The following is a 20,333-nucleotide window of genomic DNA, read 5'->3' as shown; positions in this document are numbered from 1 at the left end:
ACCGCGATTTTTGTCAATTGTTTGCGATCTAGAGCGAACTAATCAATTAAATCCCTTGCCAGATAAGGATTTAGTCGATTTATGCCCCCATATCGAACCATACCAAGTCCCGAAGAGCCAGTTTTCGTTTTGGGGAGCCAGTCGCCAGTCGTCGATACCAAATTCTAGACAGTAATTCCCAATTCAAACGGTAGCACAGAATACAGAATCAGTCTTACTCTTGATGGGTGGTGATTCGGTAGTAGTGATGGAGGCTTAATCCTTTGCTTTACTGTGCATTGTAGTCATGGATAAAAACGTGATTCTCCATTTTTTTAGAGGAAATGATCTGTTAGTAGTGCCGTAGCCTCTTGCTTACCCAGTATCAAGTGTGTAAAATATTTATTAATAAAAATAATTGGAACCCGATCAGTCTTTAAACCTCATCCCCAGACCACCAGCCAAGCCGCCACTTAACCTGACAGTATATATTAAGAAAAGCAACAAATACTTTACAGACACAACAAAGTATGCAGCAAATTCTAGGATTAGAGACACAACCAAAAATTTGGCATTGGCGGGGATTCAAAATCACCTATCAAAGTGCGGGGGAGACAGGACCCGCGATCGTGCTTGTGCATGGATTTGGGGCATCTTGGGGACATTGGCGGAAAAATATCCCCGTTTTAGGCGAAAAATGTCGCTGTTTTGCCCTAGATTTAATTGGTTTTGGCGGTTCCGACAAACCCGAACCGAAAAACGAGATCGATTACACTTTCGAGACTTGGGGGGCGCAAATTGCCGATTTTTGTCGGGAAGTGGTGGGGGGTGCTGCTTTTTTGGCGGGGAATTCCATCGGTTGCATCGCCATTATGCAGGCTGCCGTCGATCATCCCGATTTTGTCCTTGGGGTGGCGGCGATTAATTGTTCCCTCAGACTACTTCACGAAAGAAAACGGGGGGAATTACCCTGGTATCGTCGTTTAGGAGCGGATATTGCCCAAATAATTCTCAAAAATAAAGCAATTGGGGCTTTTTTCTTCCAACAGATCGCTAAACCCCAGACAGTGCGTAAAATTCTCCTGCAAGCTTATCGGCGATCAGAAGCTGTAACGGAGGAATTAGTGGAAATAATCTTAAAACCCGCCAGAGATCCAGGAGCGATCAAGGTTTTCCTCGCTTTTACCGGTTATTCTGGTGGCCCACTCCCGGAAGACCTACTGCCGATTCTCCCCTGTCGGGCTATTCTGCTTTGGGGTAGCGAGGATCCCTGGGAACCCTTGCCCTTGGGCCAAGAATTAGCACGATTCCCGACCGTAAAAAAGTTTATCCCCTTAGCTGGCTTAGGCCACTGTCCCCAGGATGAAGCCCCAGAAATAGTTAATCCGATTTTATTAGACTTCCTGCAAGCTTATAGCTAAGTTCCTCTAGTAACCAGAAGACCGGGTATTAATGGGTTGTTGGATGGAGAAACCTCGGTTAATACTTTGAGGGGGAACTTGATTGGGGATGCCATTATTGTTGGGCGGCATTCCCTGATTGGGATAACCAGTGACGTTGGGTTGATTGCCGTAAACGGGGGTCTGATATATGGGGGGTTGATAATAGTTGGATTGGTTGCTAGAGCCAGGGACCGGGTTAGGTTTGGCATTATTCCAGGAGGGTAGAGGCCGAACATTTTGTTGATAAGGGGAATAATTTCCCTGGGGGGCGACTTGATTCGGGTTGCCCCCAGGGTTGAGATTAGAATAATTATTCAAGTTAGCAGTCCGCGAGCGATTTTCGATTTCTCTCTGTAAAGGATAATTGCTAGTGTTGCCACTAATCGGTTGCACTTGAATCGGTTGCAGACCTTTACTAGCATTCGGTACTGGATTTGGCTTGACTGGCGGCATTAACGGAGCGAATAAAGAGGGTTTCTGGTTGTCATTGGGATTAGTATTTAAAGGATCAAAAGGCTGCGTCGAGGCCGGTCTCCCCGGGCGAGCGGTATTATTATTGGCAGGAATGGCCGGCAGTGGTACGGCAGTGGGGAGAGGAGTATCGGTAATCTTGTTGCTCTCGATTTCGCGTTCCTCCAAGGACTTTCCTGGGGTATCGAATACCGAACCCAACCATTCAGGATTCTGTTGATATATCGAGAAAGCAATGAGAGCTAAGGAAAATATTCCTAGGGGCAGCCAAAATAAAGGTTGGGCAAAGGGTTTTAATCCTGCCAAGAAATAGCGCATGGAAGAAGAATCTTTATAGTTACTCATACCGCTTTACCCTCTATAGGTTTTCCTCCATGCTATCAAATCATTAAGCAGTGATCAGTTATCAGTGATCACTGATCAGTTATCAGTTCACTGAGAAAACTCCCCACACCCCACACCCCACACCCTACACCCCACACCCCATCATCCCACACCCCACACTGTTCACCGACTAGGTACTGATACTATTTGCGAGCAATTGTCAAACAATTGTAAAACTTCGTTATATTTAAGGAACATTTGAGAGACTAAGGAGCAGCGGAGTTGTGGCTTTATACGCGGATTTGCATCGGCATTTAGGGGGATCGGTAGTACCGAGAATTCTCTGGCGCTACTTTCACAGACATGAGCGGGATTTAGCGGATAAATTCCCAGAATATCCCGCTTTTGAGGAATTTTACACCCGCGAACGCAATAGTTTAGATGAGTATTTAGAATTACACACCCTTGTCGAAAGTGTCCAAACCGCCCAAACTTTGCCCTATTTTATCTATCGTCTGATTCGCGGTGCTTATATCTTCGAGAATCTTGCCTATTTAGAATTGCGCTATACTCCCTACTATCGCACCGACGAATATTTGAACCAGACAGAGCGAATCGAGCAAATGCGATCAATTGTCGAGATCGTTGGTCAAGCCTCGAAAATGAGCGAATATCCGATTATTACCAGTCAAATTCTCTGTATGCACTCGCGACTTCCCTACGAAGTCAACAAAGCGATCGTTGATCTGGCCCTAGGGATGAGAGAATACGTCTGTGCGATCGATATTGCGGGGGGTGATTCGTACTACCAAACTCGACTAGAGGAATTTGCTGGTTTATACAGTTATGCTAGGGAAAACGGTTTAAATACCACCGGCCATCTTTATGAAACAAAGAACGGTTGTTATCCCCAATTACTGCCCTATCTGCAAAGAATTGGTCACGGTATTCAAATTCCCCTACAATACCCAGAATTGCTGCCGGAAGTTGCCCGTCGTCATCAATGTTTAGAAGTCTGTCCCACCACCTATTTAAAAACTGGCACCCTCGAAAGTTTATCGCAATTAAAGATAGTCTTCGATCGCTGTTTTGAAGCGGGGGTTGATATTGCTATCTGTACCGATAATGCTGGTTTACACAATGTCCGGCTGCCCTTCGAGTACGAGAATTTACTCACCCTAGATGTGATCGATTTCCGACAATTACAAGCTTGTCAAGATGCGGCTTTTCGCCATGCTTTTGCCTGGCCCTATAGTCAAAAACCCGCCTCACTTTTAACCGGTTTGTTATCAGTAGATAATCCCAAATTACCGGTTTATCAGTAACACAATTAACTATAGTTTGGGTTAAGCAAATTCTTTACCGCTCCCGAACTATAGCGTTTTTCGACTCTCCTGCATCTGGTTTGGGTAATTCTACTGAATCTTGATTAAACTTAACCCAAAGAGAGTATAAGTACAGAGAGAACCAAGACCGAACATCAGGGAACGAGCGATCGGGATATTAGTGATATAAAAAAGGGAAAATAGAAGCCGGAGGATCACAAAAGCGATCGCACAGTTAGCAGCTAGGGATGAGGAGACTCCTGTAACGTAGGCCATGAGAGCGGCGGCACTATAGATCATAAAGGTTTCAAAACCATTTTGATGGGCCCAAGTTGCTCGTTTAGCGTAGTCTGGGAGTTGGTCGAACATGGCCCGGGGAGCGGAGGTATTGTAACCCACCTTAGCTCTAGCGTAAGCCACCAGCAGAAAAGGTAGATATACAGAGACAGCGGCAGCCACGATCGAATAGAGAAGAATGGCACTGACGGAGAGATTCATCGCTGAATTTAGTCAAAATAAAATAGGGTAACTAGCTTGCGTTGATCTTCCGCTTCCGCGCAGGTTTGCAAAAGGGTTTGACTGTCGTGGAAAGCAAAACAGATTAACTGTTGACAACGATTGATAATCTCCCGATTACAGAGGCTGCTGGCTTCCCCTAGGGATAGATGGTCATTTTCGGGACATTCCACCAGATGGATAACCTGCTGAAGTTGTTCTTGGGATTCCAGGGGCTGGCGATCGAGACTTTGGGGTAAGATCACGGTTAACAGATTAGGATCTGCCCGCATTGCCCCCTTAATGACGGCGGAATTGGTTCCCGTCGCCCCGGAGGTCATAATCCGATTGCCCGCCAGCACGAGGGCATAGGCCATCATTTCGATCAATTGCTGGTGGGTGATGGGAACGTGACGGGAACCCAATAAAGCGACGCGCTTAGAACCGGTCTGCTGAATGGCGGCCAGTTCTTGAGCTAGAGTGTCTAGGGTGTTAGTGGTATCTACAGATTGACTCAAAGACTTTTACTGCAAATTCGGACTGATTAACCGTCCGTTATTGTAGCATCGAATTGTCATGATCGGAAATTTGGTCAGAAAACCCCAGCTACCCATCGAGGTGTTCTTTCTGTGGTCGTCCCCTATGATCCCTCAGAAATTGTTATCGGTGGGGAAGTGCTTCTAGATTCTACGGTAAGATAGGTGCATAGACGATATTTACCCCAGAGCCATGACCACTTCTCCTGTTCCCCAAGGGGACGATTTTAGCGATCGCCCAATCCGTCCCGTACAATATCGGGATTTGGAAGACATTGAAGCTTTAACCCTAGATGACTTCGATGAGGATATTGATCGTCGCGCCCAAAATTTCCGCACGCAGGTGCAACGGGTGCGGCCTTGGTTTGGGTTGTTTAAAATTCTCAGTTTTTTTCCCAATCCTCTGCAACACCGTTTTCATGTCTATGTGGCCGAGTCCCTGGCCAATCGGGGAGAAGAAGGGAAAATTCGCGGGGCCATCCAAGTCACTCCTTTTAATAGTAGTCGCAGCACTTGGCGGGTGGAACAGGTGCGGGTGCATCCGGGGGAGTCTTTAGGCGAACCCAAGGGCATCGGGGCGCAATTACTGCGTTATTGTCTAGAAACGGTTTGGGAAGCCCGCACCTGGGTGTTAGAGGTTAATATCAATCAAAAGGACAGTTTGGCACTTTTCCGGCAACACGGTTTTCAGCCTTTGGCAGAATTAACCTATTGGTCTTTACCGCCGCAATTATTACAGGAATTGAGCAAACAAGAGGCAGATTTACCGAATTTACTGCCTGTGAGCAATGCTGACGCTCAATTGCTTTATCAGTTAGATTGTGTGTCTATGCCGCCGCTACTGCGTCAGGTATTTGATCGCCATATCCAGGATTTTAAAATCAGTTTAGTTGATAGTTTGTTCGGTCGCTGTCAGAGTTGGTGCGGCGGTCCGCAAATTAGTCGCGGTTACGTTTTTGAACCGCAACGAAAAGCGGCGATCGGTTATTTTGAATTAATTCTATCTAATCGGGATGAGCGACCCCATCAAGCGAAATTAATTGTCCATCCCGCCTACACTTGGCTCTATCCTAAGTTATTAATCCAGATGGCCCAGATCACTCGCAAGTATCCCCCTCGCTCGCTAGAGTTGATATCTGCCGATTATCAGCACGAAAGACGGGAATATCTGGAACAATTGGGAGCGATCCGCAGTTCCCACACCCTGATGATGTCGCGCTCGGTATGGCACAAAATTCGCGAAACTAAGCCGGAAAATTCCGCCTTAGCAGAAATGCTCCAGGGTTTACAATCGGTGCCACGAACTCCCATCCCTAGTCGGATGTCTTGGTTAAAATGGCCCAATAATCCCCCCCTAGACTCCCTCGACAGTCCGGGAGAACTTCCCCCCGCTAAACCCCCCTCAGAACCCCCGGATCAGGGGCATCCAGTGTAATGGAAAGGGTCGCCGCCCTGGGCTTAGATATCGGCAAAAAACGGGTAGGAGTGGCAGGATGTGACGGTACAGGTTTAATCGCCACTGGTTTGACTACGATTATCCGTTCTTCCTTTGTTGCCGATGTAGCACAGTTTGAGGCAATTGTCAAGGAAAGAAATATTAAGATTTTGGTGGCGGGACTGCCCTATACCATGGCCGGAGAGTTAGGATTTCAGGCCAAACAGGTACAAAAATACGCCCAAAAACTAGCGATCGCCTTGGATTTACCCCTCGAATACATTGATGAGCGTTGCACGTCCCTAGAGGCGGAAGAATTCTTAAAAGCCAAAAAACAGTTTTCCTCTTGGGATAAGGGAGCGATCGATCGGGAAGCGGCGGCGATTATTTTACAACAATGGCTCGATCGCCGACGGCGAGTTAATAATTCAGGAGACGGGAGACAGGAGACAAATTAATAAATACTCTTGCCTGTTGCCTCTTGCCTTTCCTAACCGATAACTGATAACTGATAACTGATAACTGAATTTAAATAGAGACTTCGCTTAGTTCGCGAGTGAGATGATCAAAGGGTTCAGCGATCAAAGAGGTGTCGGCAATACCCGCCTCAAGAGCCATGGTTTGAATCATTTCGCTCATGATTTGGATACCGCGCACCGTCGGACCGATGGGAACACCGAGGGAATTATAGGTTTCCCGTAGTCCTTGCAGTACCCGCTCATCTAGAACATTAGTATCGGCAGCCACCAGCGCATAACTGGCATAGCGGAGATAGTAATCCATATCCCGCAGACAGGCAGAATAACGACGGGTGGTGTAGGCATTACCCCCGGCGCGGATCAATTCGGGAACTTCTTCAAATAGACGAATCGCCGCCCCACGCACGAGCGCCGCCGAATTAGCGTTAATTAGGGCGGCGGCAGCTAGACGGGCAGTTCCCGAGGCAAAATATTGTTTAAGATTATCGATCGCATCTCGATCGAGATAACGTCCGGTGACATCGTATTTTCTAATCAGGCTAGTTACCGCGTCTCGCATTATTAAGTTTCTCCCAACAGCAATAAAGGCATTTTTGAGTTTCGCTTTATTTATAATCTCACAGGGTTGAACTTCGGGGGACATCCCTAGTCTAACTCCCTTGCTTGTCTAACAATTTGTTGTTTTTTTGAGACATTTCTTTACATTTAAGGCATTGGCTGGACTTGCTCTGGGTGGGGGAATTATCCCTTATTAGTCGAGGTGGTGGACGAGGCACTCAAAATAACGAGATTATCCCGATGAATAATGGTTTCTGCGGCCATATAACCTAATAAACTGGCAATACGCTCGGAATGTTGACCTTTCACTCGATCGATCTCCTCACTACTATAGTTAACAATTCCCCTGGCCAATTCCCGGCCCTCTTGATCGCACAATTGCACCGATTCCGAGGCACTAAATTCCCCTGCCACTTTGGTGATCCCGGCCGCTAGGAGAGATTTTCCCCCCTGACAAATGGCTTGAATCGCCCCAGCATCGAGATAGATTTTACCCATGGGCATTAGTCCGTAGGCGATCCAGCGTTTGCGGGCGTTATCACTGCGTTTTTGGGCCTCAAAACGGGTTCCGATCGCCTCTCCTGCCATAATTTTTAAGATATTGCTGGGCTGCCGTCCCCTAGTAATCGCCATTTCTACCCCGGCACTGGTGGCAATCCGGGCCGCCGCCAATTTAGTGGCCATACCCCCGGTCCCCCACTGACTGCCACTACTACCGGCATCGATCGATAGTTGCGCTAATTGCGCGGGAGTAACTCGGGCAATGGCCTGTGCTTCGGGAAATAGCCGCGGATCGGCACTGTAGAGGCGATCCACATCGGTGAGGATAAATAACCAGTCAGCCTCGATTAAACTGGCCACAAGGGCTGATAAAGTGTCATTATCGCCGAATTTTAACTCATCGATCGCCACCGTATCATTTTCGTTGACAATGGCAATCACCCCTAATTCAAACAAAGCCTGAAAGGTATTATAGGCGTTGACATAACAGGTGCGTTCCATCAATTCGGGACGGGTCAGCAAAATTTGGGCGATCGGTTGACCAAGACTGGTAAAGAGGTCATCATAGATCCGCATCAGACGACCTTGACCGACGGCGGCGATCGCTTGTTTGAGGGCGATTTTTTTCGGTCTTTCCTGTATTCCCAGACGACGGCAGCCCACCCCCACGGCCCCGGAAGATACTAATACCACCCGATGACCGGCAGCGCGCAACCGGGTGAGGACTTCCACTAAAGCGGCGATCGTGGATAGGGATAATTGGCCGGTTTCATTATCGGTCAAACTGGAAGTACCGATTTTGATCACTATGGTTTGGTTCATCGTCAAGGCGCTTTTTTTGGAGGTTTTGCTAGATAGCCAAAGCTTTGATGGCAACTTTAATTAAAGTATAAAAACGGGGTTCAGTCACGTTGACTTCTCTAGCTTGTTGCCGATTTTTCCCTAATAAACCAATGCGCTGCCCTTTCTGCACGACTAAAATCTCGCCCTGTTCATTTTTGATGCGAATCTCGTTTAAATCACCCCAAAAACTACATTGATAGATTTTATCGGCGTGCATAAAAATTGCTTTTTTAATATTATCATTTTCTTGGGGTAATCGCACTCCCACTAATTCAATTTCTATGGTTGTATTACCATTCCAAGTATTTTCTTTGAGTTTATAGGCAATATCTAAACGAGTTGGTAAAGGACAATATTCGCCCCAACGCCATGCTAGGGCTTTAATTCTGGTATTATCGCTTTGAGCCAGCAATAATTTTAAATGATTTTTTCCGATAGTTTTCTGTTCCACTACTCGCACGTTAGGAGTCCAAAAAACGGGTAATTCATTGCCAATTCCCCAGGGTTGCAAACTATCAATTTGTTGAAAAAGTTCCGGGGTAATTTGTTTAAAATCAATGATAGTATCAATTTTAATTAAAGGTTTTAATTGTTCTATTTGTAAAATTTTGTGAGAAAATTGACTTAATCTTTGTTTAAATGCTAGTAAATTAGCTGTGGGTAAACTAAAACCCCCCGCCATTTTATGACCGCCAAATTTTCCTAGTAAATCTTGGCAAAATTGCAGGGCTTCAAAAACGTGAAATTCTTCAATTCCTCTGGCAGATCCGCGAATTTTATCCGTATCTTCTTCCTCGTAAGTACCAATAAAAACCGGCACTCCGTAGCGTTCCACTAAACGGGATGCCACAATACCAATTACCCCATGATGCCAATCTTTTTCCACTAAGACTAAAACTCGATCTTGTTGCCAAAGAATCGGTGTTTCTTCTACTAATTTAATCGCTTCTTCTTCAATTTTTTCGCACAATTCTTGACGAGTACGATTAATTTGTTCGCACTGCATTGCTCTTTCTAAGGCAATTCCTGCGTCATCGGTGGTTAATAATTCAATAACTATCTGGGGATCGCCAATTCTGCCAATTGCATTAATTCTCGGTCCCAATTTAAAGCCAATATCATCCGGTTGTAATTGCTTTTGTTCCTCGCTAATTCCCGCTATTTGCATCAGGGATTGAATCCCGACTAATTGGGATTTGGGTAATTTTCTTAAACCCCGTTTTAACCAGCGACGATTTACCCCGATTAATGGGGCTAAATCTGCTATAGTGCCTAGGGTAAATAATGCTAATAATGACTCGGTTAATCCCCGTAATTTACCCATTTTTTGGGCAGTTGTCACCGCTAAAATATAGGCGACTCCCACCCCCGCTAATCCCTGATAGGGAGAGTTAGGGGTTAATAATTTCGGGTTGAGAATAGCGGAGGCATTTGGTAAAATTGGCGGCAGATCGTGATGATCGGTGATAATAACTTTTAATCCTAATTCTATCGCTAGGGCGATCGGTTCGTGAGCGGAAATACCATTATCAACGGTGAGAATTAATCCGACTCCAGATTCGGCAAATTCTTCGACAATGCGCTGATTAATTCCGTATCCCTCTTTCATGCGACTGGGTATGGCATGATTTACCCTAGCGCCGAGATGTCTTAAGGCTCTTAGCAGTAAAGATGTACTGGTCATGCCATCGGCATCGTAGTCCCCACAGATAGCAATTTTATCACCAGAGGCGATCGCTTTTACTAATAAATTGACACTTTTTTCTAAGTCGGGAAATTCCCCCAGGGGAGAGGGTAAGGTATCCGCTTCAGGATCTATATAAGTTTTAGCTAATTCGGGGGTATCAATACCGCGATTAATTAAGATAGTTGCTAATAACGATGATAGTCCCATTTCCCGCGCTAACCCCGCGATTTTTTCGGGATTAGTTGCGGCAATATACCAGCGCTGGATGGGATATTTGTAGGCCATTTTTTATCAGGAGTCAGGAGTCAGGAGTCAGGAGTCAGGAGAGTTGCCTTCAGCAATTATCAGTGACTCTTAGACTGGTAGAAATATATAAACAAATGCGTCTAAACATTTCACCGAAAAACTAATGCACAGGGGGTTCGGGGGTAGAATCCCCCAAGAGTCTGAATTATAAGACAAAAAACCCAGAAAGCACAGTTTTAAAAAAAAGATTATCAGGGAATCCCAACTGAGTAGATTCACAAATAGGAGATGTACCCAGCGTAACGCACTAAAAACAAGGTTAAAAGCGAATTTGGATGGCCCCAGCAGGAGGTTGAAAGGGGAGATTACTATTATTAATTCTCAGGGGAGAACCGGGTATTACCTGCACATTTGGGGTGGTGGGTTGACTTTCGTTGGTACTCAGTAAAGTCAATTGATTAATACTAGAATTAATCGCAAATTGTTGGGTAATGACTCCCGACGGACAACAGGAAGGATCCCGAGGGAGAAATCTTCTCATATTGACGGTGATCATACCATCTTTAGCACTAAGATTATCGACAACTACTCGATCGGCTAACAGGACAGTATCGGTGTTAGTGGCAGTACCGTTATTATCGATCACTAGGGCTAAATAATGTAATTGCTGTTGCTCTCTAGTAATCACTCTTAAGACGACAATACCATCAGTCCTTTGATCATTATTATAGTCCCCCATCAAGGCTTCTCGACTGACTTGCACTCCTAAAATTTGTCCCTCATTGGATTGAAAAATACCATCGCTGACAATTACGGAACCCCGATTGGGAATGTTATAGACGGTATTTCTTAAATTATCCACGCTCAGGGGTGTAGATTGGGCAAGTAAGGGCAGAGAATTGTTTAATAATAAACTGATACCCAGGAGGATAGATTGAGGCAAAACTGCTAATTTAATCATGGTTGTCATGGATTGGGTATATTTTCTTGAGTATCGAATAACTGCACGTTATTAATGGTACAAACCATCCCCTGTTGTGCCGCTAATTTATCTCGCCATTGACTTAATTGTTGTTGACCATTACTACCATTTAACCAGTAAACTGTCAAGATGCCGATCGCTTGTTCTGGTTCACAGGAAAAGCTGAGAGTTTGATCGGGTATATCGGTATTTCCTTCACGACATTGCCAACCTTGTTTTTCAATTAATTCTTTCCAACCTTTCTCTTCTTTAGCAGCCACGGCAATGCGTTGATCTTCTTGGTTACAAACCCAATTTTTCTGCTGGGTGGGATCATTCGGTAGATCACCAAGATTGGGGGAATTTTGCTTGATTGGGGGAAGCGAGGGTACTTGAGCATGAACGGAAAAAATCGGTAGTATTAGGAAAGTACCGATGAGCATTTTTAACAGTTTCATCCTTTAAAATTGCCATATTTAGGGATTTATGCCTTTAGAATATCACGTTTTTGAGATCTAGATAAAATACTCTCTTAAGATATGTTTAAATCTTTAATTATGGTTTCGATCGCATCAAAGGAAAATTCTCTGGCTAACTGTTGTAAACCTTGGGCAAGGGTAGCATAATCGGGGGGAATTTCTGCGGTTAGGGCGATAATTTTTTCATCATCACATTCTCGCGCCGCTTGTTGCAATTGTCCAATCCAGGCGGGACTGATTAATTTTAATAGGGATTGCAGGGAATCGAGGAAAACTGGCGAATAATTGGGCTGATTTGGCTCATTATCGGCATAAATATATTTTAATCCCAAATATTCGCCCATTTTTTGCCAAATAACTTCCTCTCGGAAAGGTTTACGCACGAAATCATCACAACCGGCGGCAATAACCAAGGCGCGATCTTCTTCAAAAGCACTGGCAGTTAGGGCAATTATCACCGTTTTTCCGCGATTATCAGCCTCTAACCGCCTAATTTCCCTAGTTGCTTCGTAACCGTCTTTAACTGGCATTCTCATGTCCATCCAGATAAGATGAGGTTGCCATGCTTGCCAAATTGCGATCGCTTCTTGACCATTAGCAGCCTCTTGCACGGACAATCCTAGGGTAGTCAGGAGTTTCAGCAACAGTAAACGGCTTTCCGGTCGATCATCGACGACTAATATGCGATATTTAGGCTGATTTTCCGCTAAAGCGATAACTTTTGCCCTATTGGTTTCGGTTTTAATCTCATTTTCTCCCACCAAACCCACCTGAATATCAAAACTAAAAATACTTCCTTGACCCAGAATACTACTAACTCCGATCGCACCCCCCATCAACTCAACAAATTTTTTACTGATAGGTAAACCCAATCCCGTCCCCTGTTGGGATTTTCGTCCCGTTTCCGTTTGGTTAAAGGGTTGAAATAGCTTATAAATCTCCTCTGGGGCGATTCCTGCGCCTGTATCTTCAATTTCCCAGAGCAATCGCTGATAATCTCCTCTTTTCTCTCCTACTTTTCCCCGGAGAGTCACCCCTCCCGACTCGGTAAACTTCAATCCGTTACCCAAGAGATTGATTAACACCTGTCGCAATTTACTTTCATCAGTACATATATATTGAGGCAGATCGGAGCTGCGATCAAAAATTAAGCTTAAAGCTTTTGCTTGCGCTTGTGAGCGTAGCATTTCGGCAATATTATCTAAAAGAGCGTATAAATCGAAATTACTAGGGTTAAAAACCGTTCTTCCCGCTTCTATCTTCGACATTTCTAGAATATCGTTGATTAACTCTAATAAATGTTCCCCGCTACGATTGACAATTTCCAAATATTGCCGATATTCACTGCTGATGCTGCTATCCCGGGATATTAAGCGAGTAAAACCCAAGATAGCATTAAGAGGAGTGCGTAATTCGTGGCTCATGTTAGCTAGAAACTCACTTTTAGCTTTATTTGCTTTAACTGCCGCTTCTTTAGCCTCTTTTAATCCTTTTTCCGCTTCATATCTACTTTGTGCGATCGCAATTAATTCTCCCACCAACCGCACAAAGGTGACATCTTCCTTTGTCCATTGCTTTTCTGCACTGGCATCCAATCCCAGATAACCCACCGTTACCCCACAACTATCCCACATGGGAACGATTAAGAGACAGGGAGTAGAACTATTAGCGAGAATAGCTCTTTCAGGGATAGCAGTAGCGGGTAAATCGTCTAAAGAGTTCAGTTTAACTGGAATACCGTTTAATAATTGTTCAGAAAACCAGGGAAAGGTTTCCGTCGAGAGATTTTGTGATTGTTCCCTAATCGGGATAACTTGGGGATAGTCGGGGTGACAGTATTCATAAACCATACTCCACTGCTGACGACAGGTGGAATATTGAATAATGTAACAGCGCGCACTCTGGGTAAATTGACAGAGCAGTTCTAGGGTATGATCAATCGCCAAGTGGATATCTTGAGAAATTAGTAATCTTGTCACCCGTGAGAGCAAATTATCGCGATAGGCCTGCATTTCTAGAGCTTTTTCCCGTTTTTTAGACTCTAGTTCCTCAAAATCACTCATAATCAGTTATCAGTTATCAGTTATCAGTTATCAGTTAAAACAGTTTGGGTGTTGGGGTTGTAGAGTTTTAGGGTATTAGTTGATTTTCCCCATCACCCCATTTCCCCACTTCCCCACTTCCCGTCTCCCTAATCAAAAAACAGTAAACTTTTCCCCTATTATGTTCTATAGGAATTTTACCGAATCAATATGCTCAAATTATTAGCTTCTCTCCTTCTCTCCTGCTGTGTAGTCTTGGGTGTTTCTCTGTCACCGGCTGCTGCCATGGGAGTCTATGACCTCCCCATTTTAAGCTCTGGAGCGCCCACTTATGTGGTCGATCCCGTTTCGGCCATTAGTGCCGCTAACGAAGGAAAATTAAATAAAGATCTGAAAAACCTCGCCGAAAAAACCGGACAAGAAGTGAGAATGGTGGTAGTCCGACGCTTGGATTACGGTCAAAAAATTGACAATTTAGCCGATGATATCCTGAGAGAATGGTATTCTAACTCCGAAGGTCGTGCCAATCAAACTATCATCGTCCTTGATACTTTAACCAATAAAACTGCTATTCGGGTTGGGGAGGAAGCAAAACCCCTATTAACCGATGCTATTGCTGATAGTATCCTCTCGGAAACTATGGCAGTTCCCCTCAAAGATGGGGGAAAATATAATCAAGCTTTACTCGATGCTAGTCGTCGTCTAACGGCGGTACTTTCTGGAGAAGCGGATCCCGGACCGCCGGAAGTAGCGACAATTAATATCGAAAGTACCTTTACTACCGCAGAAGAAACTGACGATAAAAATGCCACAATTTGGGTGATAGTTTTACTGGTTTTAGCCACAGTAATTCCCATGGTTACCTATTTTTGGTACGCTGGTTTTGGTCGCTAAATTAAATTAATGATCTGGGACTGATACAGCTAAAATACTCTCAGAGATAGCTCAATCCTTAGCCTGTATGAGCAAGATGAAGTAACTTCTAGTAGTAGATTTTAGTTGTGTCAGTTCACCCCATTTGCTTAACATTAATAACTAATGCCTAAAATGGTAAATAAATTACAATCCTATTATCGAGAGGAGGAAGGAGCTTACTTAATTGAAATTAAACTTAATCAGTTACAGCAAGTCTTTAATTCTCTCGATCCTTCGCCATTTTTAGATAGAGATTTAGATGATAACGCCGAAAATTATATTATTAACTCTGTGGATGAATTTCCCCTCAATACCCCCCTTAAATTAGTCTTTTATCTCCCCAGTACAGAACAAAACACCGCCCGAAATCTGTTACCCTCAGCTTTACATAATTATTTTGACTATCGCCAACAGGGAGAACAAAGAAAATTACGCACAATTTGGCGACAGGGACGCATATCTTTAATAATTGGTCTCTCCTTTCTTTTTGTTTGTTTGAGTCTCAGCGAATTAATTGGTCGTTTTGGCACCGATACATTTATTCACTTCTTAGAAGAAGGATTATTAATTAGTGGTTGGGTGGCCCTCTGGCGACCTTTAGAAATTTTTCTTTACGAATGGTGGCCCGTCAGTTATCAACAAAAGATTTTTGCTAAACTAGCCTACATCCCCATTGAAATCCGTCCATTAGAGGAACCATCCACCCCAGACTCTTTTCGATAGCTCTAATCCTGCCGATGGCTTGTCTTCAAAGTTACAAAGCTTTTAGTTGAGGCGGTTTATAATAAAAGTAACTATGTACAAAGCTTATCGGTTTTCAGCTTGGCTATTACTTTATCCTCAAACTTTGGCTCTTCTAGGTTCTGTGTGATAAGTTTAACTCACATAGGATCGATCTTTGTGTCCTTTGTGTCTTTGTGGTTCGTTCCACCCCCTCGCTAGGAGGAATGTATCTTAGAATACATTTTACCCACCAAACCTGGGAGAGCCAAACTTTTAACTAAGTGGTCGGGCCTAAATTTTTTCAGTCTGGCGATTATTGGCGTTTCATCTCTACCAATCCTGACAAAATTTCATCTAGATAGGAGGACTAATGTTAATCCATGTTGGTTATGAATTTGGCTTTGATGCCCCTTTACCCCTAGTCATGTTGTTAAAACTTTATCTACACCCCTCAATTTTAGATCAAGTTAGACAATCGGAGAAGTTGCAGGTGCAACCAGCAACAAAAATAGAAGAATTTTTAGATAGCTTCGGTAATCGAACCAGTCGTCTAATTTTACCTGCTGGCCAGATTCGCATTCACAATGAAGCAGTTATCGAGAATGAATGGAAACCCGATATAGTTAATGGGAATGCCCAAGAAATTCCCTTAACAGAGTTACCAACCCAAGTTTTTCCCTACCTAATGAGTAGCCGTTATTGTGAAGTGGATTTGCTTTCGGAAATTGCCTGGGAACTTTTCGGACAAACTCCTCCCGGTTGGGCAAGGGTACAAGCGGTTTGTGATTGGGTTCATAGTCACATTCGTTTTGGTTACGAATACGCACGGGTGACAAAAACCGCCTATGATGTCTATCGGGAAAGAAAGGGGGTTTGTCGCGATTTTAACCATCTAGCTTTGACTTTTTGCCGTTGCCTAAATATTCCTGCTCGTTATGCCTCTGGCTATCTCGGAGATATCGGTATTTCTCCCCAACCTCTACCGATGGATTTTAGTGCTTGGTTTGAAGTCTATTTAGACCATCAATGGTACACTTTTGATGCTCGTCATAACACCCCCAGAATCGGGCGAATTTTAATGACTCGCGGCTTAGATGCCGTCGATGCTGCCCTAACAACTTCTTTTGGTCAAGTAAATTTAACAAAATTTAAGGTATGGACGAGCGATGTTTCTCAACTCTATGCTTAATCAGAGTAGGCTGCCCGCGCATCTAAATTTTGTTGAAATGAGGCGAGAGGCAACAGTAATAACACCCTACACCCCACCAACAAGCTTTTTGCCGCAAACCCCAGATAAAAATTACTTTTCTACCTTAACCCGTTGAGTAACGATAACAATCCCATCTCCTTGAATTAAAATCGCCGATAACCAACGATTTTCTGGTGTTGCCGGCGCTTTTACCCGTTTAAATAAACCGCCGGACTGTAATAATTCCAATTCTAGGGGATTTGTATTAATATAGCGCTCAATATCTACTTTCTCATCGATCGCCGCTCCAGCCAATAAATCATCCCCTAAAGGTTCGCGAACAATCACATCAAAATCAAATTCTTCACCCACTTTCACCCTTTCGGGAATTCTCACTTGAATACTGGGGGGATTTTTGCCAGTATTTAACTCAACTCTCTCGCTTAAAATCTCCTGATAAACCAGTTTATTACCCTGAAATTGTTGACGAGAACGAATCGTGGCATTCATTCCCACCACTCGTCCCTGCACCTTTCCCGTCCCAGTAATTTTAGTAATTGTATTGGCCGTTAACTTGTCCCCGGAACGACTCCAAGATTCGAGAGTCGTGGTGTATTGTAGATTGTTATAACGTTCCCAAAAATGAGTTAAAGCTTTTTGAGTTTTTTCGTAGGTCAAACCATCGGAATTAGTAAATTTCGGACTATAAAACTCCATCAATTGCTTGAGATCCCGCTCATTAGCGGCCGTTTCGATTTTGGAGATAAGGGTTTTTAAATTAGCCGGAGCAGTTTCTGGCTTTTCGGCCCGCAGACTGGTGGCAAGGGTCAAAGTTAACCCCAAACCTAACAGCAACGATAGGGAAAAATTGAGGGATTGACGAAAAAATTTATTGGGAATCGTGTTCAAGTTACGCATTAGTGATAGTTTGTGTAAGGATCGATAACTATGGTAGATTATTTCATTCTAGGACTGAATTTACCCTCTCTCGAATTATGGCACGCACTCCAACCCGTCTCCTGATTGCCGCTAGTGGTACTGGTGGTCATTTATTTCCCGCCTTGGCTGTGGCCGAGCGTTTGCCGGATTACGAGATTGAATGGTTAGGAGTTCCAGACCGTCTGGAACAGTCCTTAGTTCCAAAAACCTATCCCCTGCACAGCATCCCGATTGAGGGATTTCAAACCCGTTTCGGGTTAAAAACTCTCAAGATTCTGTTCGGTCAACTGCGGGCCATTTGGCAAGTGCGTAATTTAATCAAAAAACGTCAGATAGCGGCAGTTTTTACCACCGGGGGTTATATTGCAGGCCCGACCATTTTAGCGGCTCGTTTAGCCAATATTCCCGTCATCCTACACGAATCTAACTACATACCGGGCAAAGTCACGAAAGTTCTCGGTCGCTGGTGCGATACGGTTGCCCTCGGTTTTCAGGGAACCGCCAGCTATTTACCCGGCACTCGCACCACTTGGGTTAGTACGCCTGTACGAGAGCAGTTTCTCATTCCCCAGTCCCTAGATTTACCGATTCCAGAGGATGCTTTTTTAATTGTCGTTGCCGGTGGTTCTCAAGGGGCCGTGGCTCTTAATCAAATTGTCCGACAAAGCGCTCCCCAATGGTTAGAAAAAGGTATTTATATCGTGCATCTCACGGGAGAAAACGACCCCGAAGCGGATAGTTTGCGCCATTCTAACTATTTTTCCCGGCCTTTTTACGACAATATGGCGGGATTATGGCAAAGAGCTAATCTGGCTATCAGTCGCTCCGGTGCCGGCACTTTAACGGAATTAGCGATCACTTGTACGCCTTCGATTTTAATTCCCTATCCTTTTGCTGCCGAAGACCATCAGTTCTATAATGCCAAAGTTTTCGCCGAAGCTCAAGCCGCTTATCTTTACCGTCAAAATGAGTTAACTGCTCAGTTTTTAAGCGAATTAGTCCTCGATTTATGGTCTAATCCCGAAAAATTGGCCGCCATGGCTCAACAAGCTTCTCATCTAGCTATTAGTGATAGTGCCGATTTATTAGCCGATTTGTTGAGAAGAAAGAGTCAAAAAGATAGTTTTTGAAACAAATCGGCCACGGGAAAAGTGAACCCCGGAACCACATCTTCCCCCTCCAGAAAATCTCCTGATGTTAATAATCCCTGCGGTTCGTACCCGCAACGATAAACTAAAACATAGTGTTGACCTGGACTGATAACCCAGAGCAAACGAGTCCCATTGGCAAAATATTCGGCAATTTTGTCCTCGATTTCTGCCACTGTATTCCCTGGAGAGAGAATTTCTACCACTAAATCGGGCCCACCTTCTAAAAAACCCGTCGGCAATTCTTCCAATCCTTGCAGACGTTCCTTGGCAAAAAAGGCTATATCAGGAGAACGTTTATTGCCATTTTTCATAGTAAAAGCAGTGCTGGAGTCCAATAATACCCCTAGTTTTCGAGATGTTACTAAAGCGAATAAAGCAGCACTTAAAATAATGGCAATATAACCGTGTAAAGCCCCAGAATTCCCCATATTAGTTAACTCTCCCTTGACTAATTCGTAACAATTGCCATCGTCAGGTAACGCCATAAACTCTGCATCAGTCCATACTTTTGTCTCTGGAGTTTTAATCACAGTATTTTCTCGAATAGACATAATTTATCCTCGGTAAATATTCACAAGTAAAACCCTTAAAGAATTTCCTGTAACATCCGATTGGCCTGGGAAGCGTAACCACCACCAAATAAATTAAAGTGGTTGAGAATATGGTAGAGATTGTAAAGAGTTTTGCGCTTTTGATAACCAGCATTGAGGGGGAAAACATCGTTATAACCCCGATAAAAAGCCGCCGGAAAACCGCCAAAAAGTTCCGTCATGGCTAAATCTACCTCCCGGTCTCCCCAATAGGTGGCAGGGTCTAAAATTACTGGTTCCCCATCGACGGTAATTGCCGCATTTCCCGACCACAAATCACCGTGGACGAGGGAGGGATGGGGTTGATGCTGACTCAAAATCTCGCTAATAGCGGGAATAACTTGATCCTCGTCGGGAAAATTGCCGCCGCGCTCCTTTGCAAGTCTTAATTGATAGCCAATACGCTGATGAGCGAAAAAATCCGCCCAATTGTTACTAACGGTATTAATCTGGGGAGTAGAACCAATGGTATTATTACACTGCCAACCAAAGCGATCAGACAGGGAAACTTGATGTAAACGAGCTAAATTTTGCCCCATTTTTTCCCAGCTTTGACTATTGCCACCGCCGAATTCTAGCCACTCTAGCACTAAATAACTAGATTTCTCGGCAATTCCCCAACAAATTGGCTCTGGAACCCTGATAGTCTTGGTGGCGTGAATTTGCTTTAATCCTAAAGCTTCGGCGGCAAACATGGCCTCTTGGTTCGCTTGGTTAATCTTAACGAAATAAATTAAACCATTGCCACTGACGGCATAACCCTGATTGATACAGCCACCACTAACGGGACGACTTTTCTCGATTTCAAAAGGTTTTTCCGTGGTTTGGGCAATATGTCGAGCAATTTGAGTCCACATAGGTTATCAGTTATCAGTTATCAGTTATCAGTTATCAGATGTAAGTTTTAAGTTATCAGTTATCAGTTATCAGATGTAAGTTTTAAGTTAATTAGTTATTTAGTTATCAGATGTAAGTTAATTAGTTATTTAGTTATTTATTTATAGCGTTTCCTAAGCTAGTGAG

Annotated in this window: 20 protein-coding genes; 8 read left to right on the top strand and 12 right to left on the bottom strand. The window is 44.1% G+C overall.

Going from position 1 to position 20,333, the window contains the following annotated elements; genetic code table 11:
• Window positions 1–509 precede the first annotated feature (509 nt).
• On the top strand, window positions 510–1,400 hold the full coding sequence (locus EWV60_RS03500) for an alpha/beta fold hydrolase (RefSeq protein ID WP_287230988.1): 891 nt from the start codon (window positions 510–512) through the stop codon (window positions 1,398–1,400).
• 6 nt (window positions 1,401–1,406) lie between these two features.
• On the opposite strand, the gene EWV60_RS03495 is transcribed toward EWV60_RS03500, so the two are convergent.
• Complete coding sequence (locus tag EWV60_RS03495; RefSeq protein ID WP_149107823.1) at window positions 1,407–2,237, bottom strand: hypothetical protein; 831 nt, start codon at window positions 2,235–2,237, stop codon at window positions 1,407–1,409.
• Between the two features lie 263 nt (window positions 2,238–2,500).
• Between EWV60_RS03495 and EWV60_RS03490 the strand changes: the two genes are divergently transcribed.
• Window positions 2,501–3,541 (top strand): adenosine deaminase, encoded by a 1,041-nt coding sequence (locus tag EWV60_RS03490; RefSeq protein WP_002753648.1) that lies wholly within the window; start codon window positions 2,501–2,503, stop codon window positions 3,539–3,541.
• Between the two features lie 90 nt (window positions 3,542–3,631).
• Here the strand turns inward: EWV60_RS03490 and EWV60_RS03485 are convergent, their stop codons facing one another.
• Together EWV60_RS03485 and EWV60_RS03480 are read right to left on the bottom strand one after the other, a co-directional pair.
• A complete protein-coding gene (locus EWV60_RS03485; RefSeq protein ID WP_002774974.1) occupies window positions 3,632–4,039 on the bottom strand; it encodes an MAPEG family protein in 408 nt (135 codons plus the stop codon).
• A gap of 8 nt (window positions 4,040–4,047) precedes the next feature.
• Window positions 4,048–4,554: a hypothetical protein gene (locus EWV60_RS03480; protein ID WP_002741066.1), complete on the bottom strand. Its 507-nt coding sequence runs from the start codon at window positions 4,552–4,554 to the stop codon at window positions 4,048–4,050.
• A 211-nt stretch (window positions 4,555–4,765) separates the two neighbouring features.
• Between EWV60_RS03480 and EWV60_RS03475 the strand changes: the two genes are divergently transcribed.
• Both EWV60_RS03475 and ruvX read left to right on the top strand, forming a co-directional pair.
• On the top strand, window positions 4,766–6,007 hold the full coding sequence (locus EWV60_RS03475) for a GNAT family N-acetyltransferase (RefSeq protein WP_149107821.1): 1,242 nt from the start codon (window positions 4,766–4,768) through the stop codon (window positions 6,005–6,007).
• Window positions 6,007–6,465: a Holliday junction resolvase RuvX gene (gene ruvX, locus EWV60_RS03470; protein WP_016515383.1), complete on the top strand. Its 459-nt coding sequence runs from the start codon at window positions 6,007–6,009 to the stop codon at window positions 6,463–6,465. The genes EWV60_RS03475 and ruvX overlap by 1 nt, the downstream gene beginning before the upstream one ends.
• Before the next feature lie 70 nt (window positions 6,466–6,535).
• Here the strand turns inward: ruvX and apcB are convergent, their stop codons facing one another.
• From apcB to EWV60_RS03440, 6 genes are all read right to left on the bottom strand, one after another.
• On the bottom strand, window positions 6,536–7,045 hold the full coding sequence (gene apcB, locus EWV60_RS03465) for an allophycocyanin subunit beta (RefSeq protein ID WP_036386273.1): 510 nt from the start codon (window positions 7,043–7,045) through the stop codon (window positions 6,536–6,538).
• 182 nt (window positions 7,046–7,227) lie between these two features.
• On the bottom strand, window positions 7,228–8,367 hold the full coding sequence (gene proB / locus EWV60_RS03460; protein WP_287230983.1) for a glutamate 5-kinase: 1,140 nt from the start codon (window positions 8,365–8,367) through the stop codon (window positions 7,228–7,230).
• A gap of 28 nt (window positions 8,368–8,395) precedes the next feature.
• Window positions 8,396–10,360 (bottom strand): single-stranded-DNA-specific exonuclease RecJ, encoded by a 1,965-nt coding sequence (recJ, locus tag EWV60_RS03455; RefSeq protein WP_287230981.1) that lies wholly within the window; start codon window positions 10,358–10,360, stop codon window positions 8,396–8,398.
• Window positions 10,361–10,640: 280 nt separating this feature from the next.
• A complete protein-coding gene (locus EWV60_RS03450; RefSeq protein WP_036396050.1) occupies window positions 10,641–11,282 on the bottom strand; it encodes a hypothetical protein in 642 nt (213 codons plus the stop codon).
• A gap of 5 nt (window positions 11,283–11,287) precedes the next feature.
• Window positions 11,288–11,740 (bottom strand): hypothetical protein, encoded by a 453-nt coding sequence (locus EWV60_RS03445; protein ID WP_149107819.1) that lies wholly within the window; start codon window positions 11,738–11,740, stop codon window positions 11,288–11,290.
• 74 nt (window positions 11,741–11,814) lie between these two features.
• Window positions 11,815–13,824, bottom strand: coding sequence for a GAF domain-containing hybrid sensor histidine kinase/response regulator (locus EWV60_RS03440; protein ID WP_016515378.1), 2,010 nt, complete (start codon window positions 13,822–13,824; stop codon window positions 11,815–11,817).
• 189 nt (window positions 13,825–14,013) lie between these two features.
• On the opposite strand from EWV60_RS03440, the gene psb32 reads away from it, so the two are divergent.
• The 3 genes from psb32 (at window position 14,014) to EWV60_RS03425 (ending at window position 16,630) form a co-directional block, all read left to right on the top strand.
• Window positions 14,014–14,697 carry a photosystem II repair protein Psb32 gene (gene psb32 / locus EWV60_RS03435; protein WP_287230978.1) on the top strand — a complete coding sequence of 228 codons (684 nt, stop codon included), beginning with the start codon at window positions 14,014–14,016 and terminating at the stop codon, window positions 14,695–14,697.
• Between the two features lie 144 nt (window positions 14,698–14,841).
• Window positions 14,842–15,441, top strand: coding sequence for a hypothetical protein (locus EWV60_RS03430; protein WP_287230976.1), 600 nt, complete (start codon window positions 14,842–14,844; stop codon window positions 15,439–15,441).
• A gap of 370 nt (window positions 15,442–15,811) precedes the next feature.
• Complete coding sequence (locus tag EWV60_RS03425) at window positions 15,812–16,630, top strand: transglutaminase-like domain-containing protein (RefSeq protein WP_016515376.1); 819 nt, start codon at window positions 15,812–15,814, stop codon at window positions 16,628–16,630.
• Window positions 16,631–16,741: 111 nt separating this feature from the next.
• Here the strand turns inward: EWV60_RS03425 and EWV60_RS03420 are convergent, their stop codons facing one another.
• The gene (locus EWV60_RS03420; RefSeq protein WP_287230972.1) at window positions 16,742–17,548 is read right to left on the bottom strand and encodes a DUF8623 domain-containing protein; all 807 of its coding nucleotides are present in this window, start codon (window positions 17,546–17,548) and stop codon (window positions 16,742–16,744) included.
• A gap of 77 nt (window positions 17,549–17,625) precedes the next feature.
• Here EWV60_RS03420 and murG point away from each other — a divergent pair, with 77 nt between their 5' ends.
• On the top strand, window positions 17,626–18,699 hold the full coding sequence (gene murG, locus EWV60_RS03415; RefSeq protein WP_287230970.1) for an undecaprenyldiphospho-muramoylpentapeptide beta-N-acetylglucosaminyltransferase: 1,074 nt from the start codon (window positions 17,626–17,628) through the stop codon (window positions 18,697–18,699).
• Here murG and EWV60_RS03410 read toward each other — a convergent pair.
• Both EWV60_RS03410 and EWV60_RS03405 read right to left on the bottom strand, forming a co-directional pair.
• The gene (locus tag EWV60_RS03410) at window positions 18,681–19,271 is read right to left on the bottom strand and encodes a Uma2 family endonuclease (protein WP_287230967.1); all 591 of its coding nucleotides are present in this window, start codon (window positions 19,269–19,271) and stop codon (window positions 18,681–18,683) included. The genes murG and EWV60_RS03410 overlap by 19 nt on opposite strands.
• 35 nt (window positions 19,272–19,306) lie before the next feature.
• Entirely contained in the window at window positions 19,307–20,167 is an 861-nt protein-coding gene (locus EWV60_RS03405) for a fructosamine kinase family protein (RefSeq protein WP_287230965.1), read from the bottom strand.
• Window positions 20,168–20,333: the final 166 nt, after the last annotated feature.

The sequence above is a fragment of the Microcystis sp. Msp_OC_L_20101000_S702 genome, from assembly GCF_007095705.1.
Lineage (GTDB): Bacteria > Cyanobacteriota > Cyanobacteriia > Cyanobacteriales > Microcystaceae > Microcystis > Microcystis ichthyoblabe_A.
Note: the sequence above shows the minus strand (reverse complement) of the source record. Positions and strands in the feature narration are given on the sequence as shown.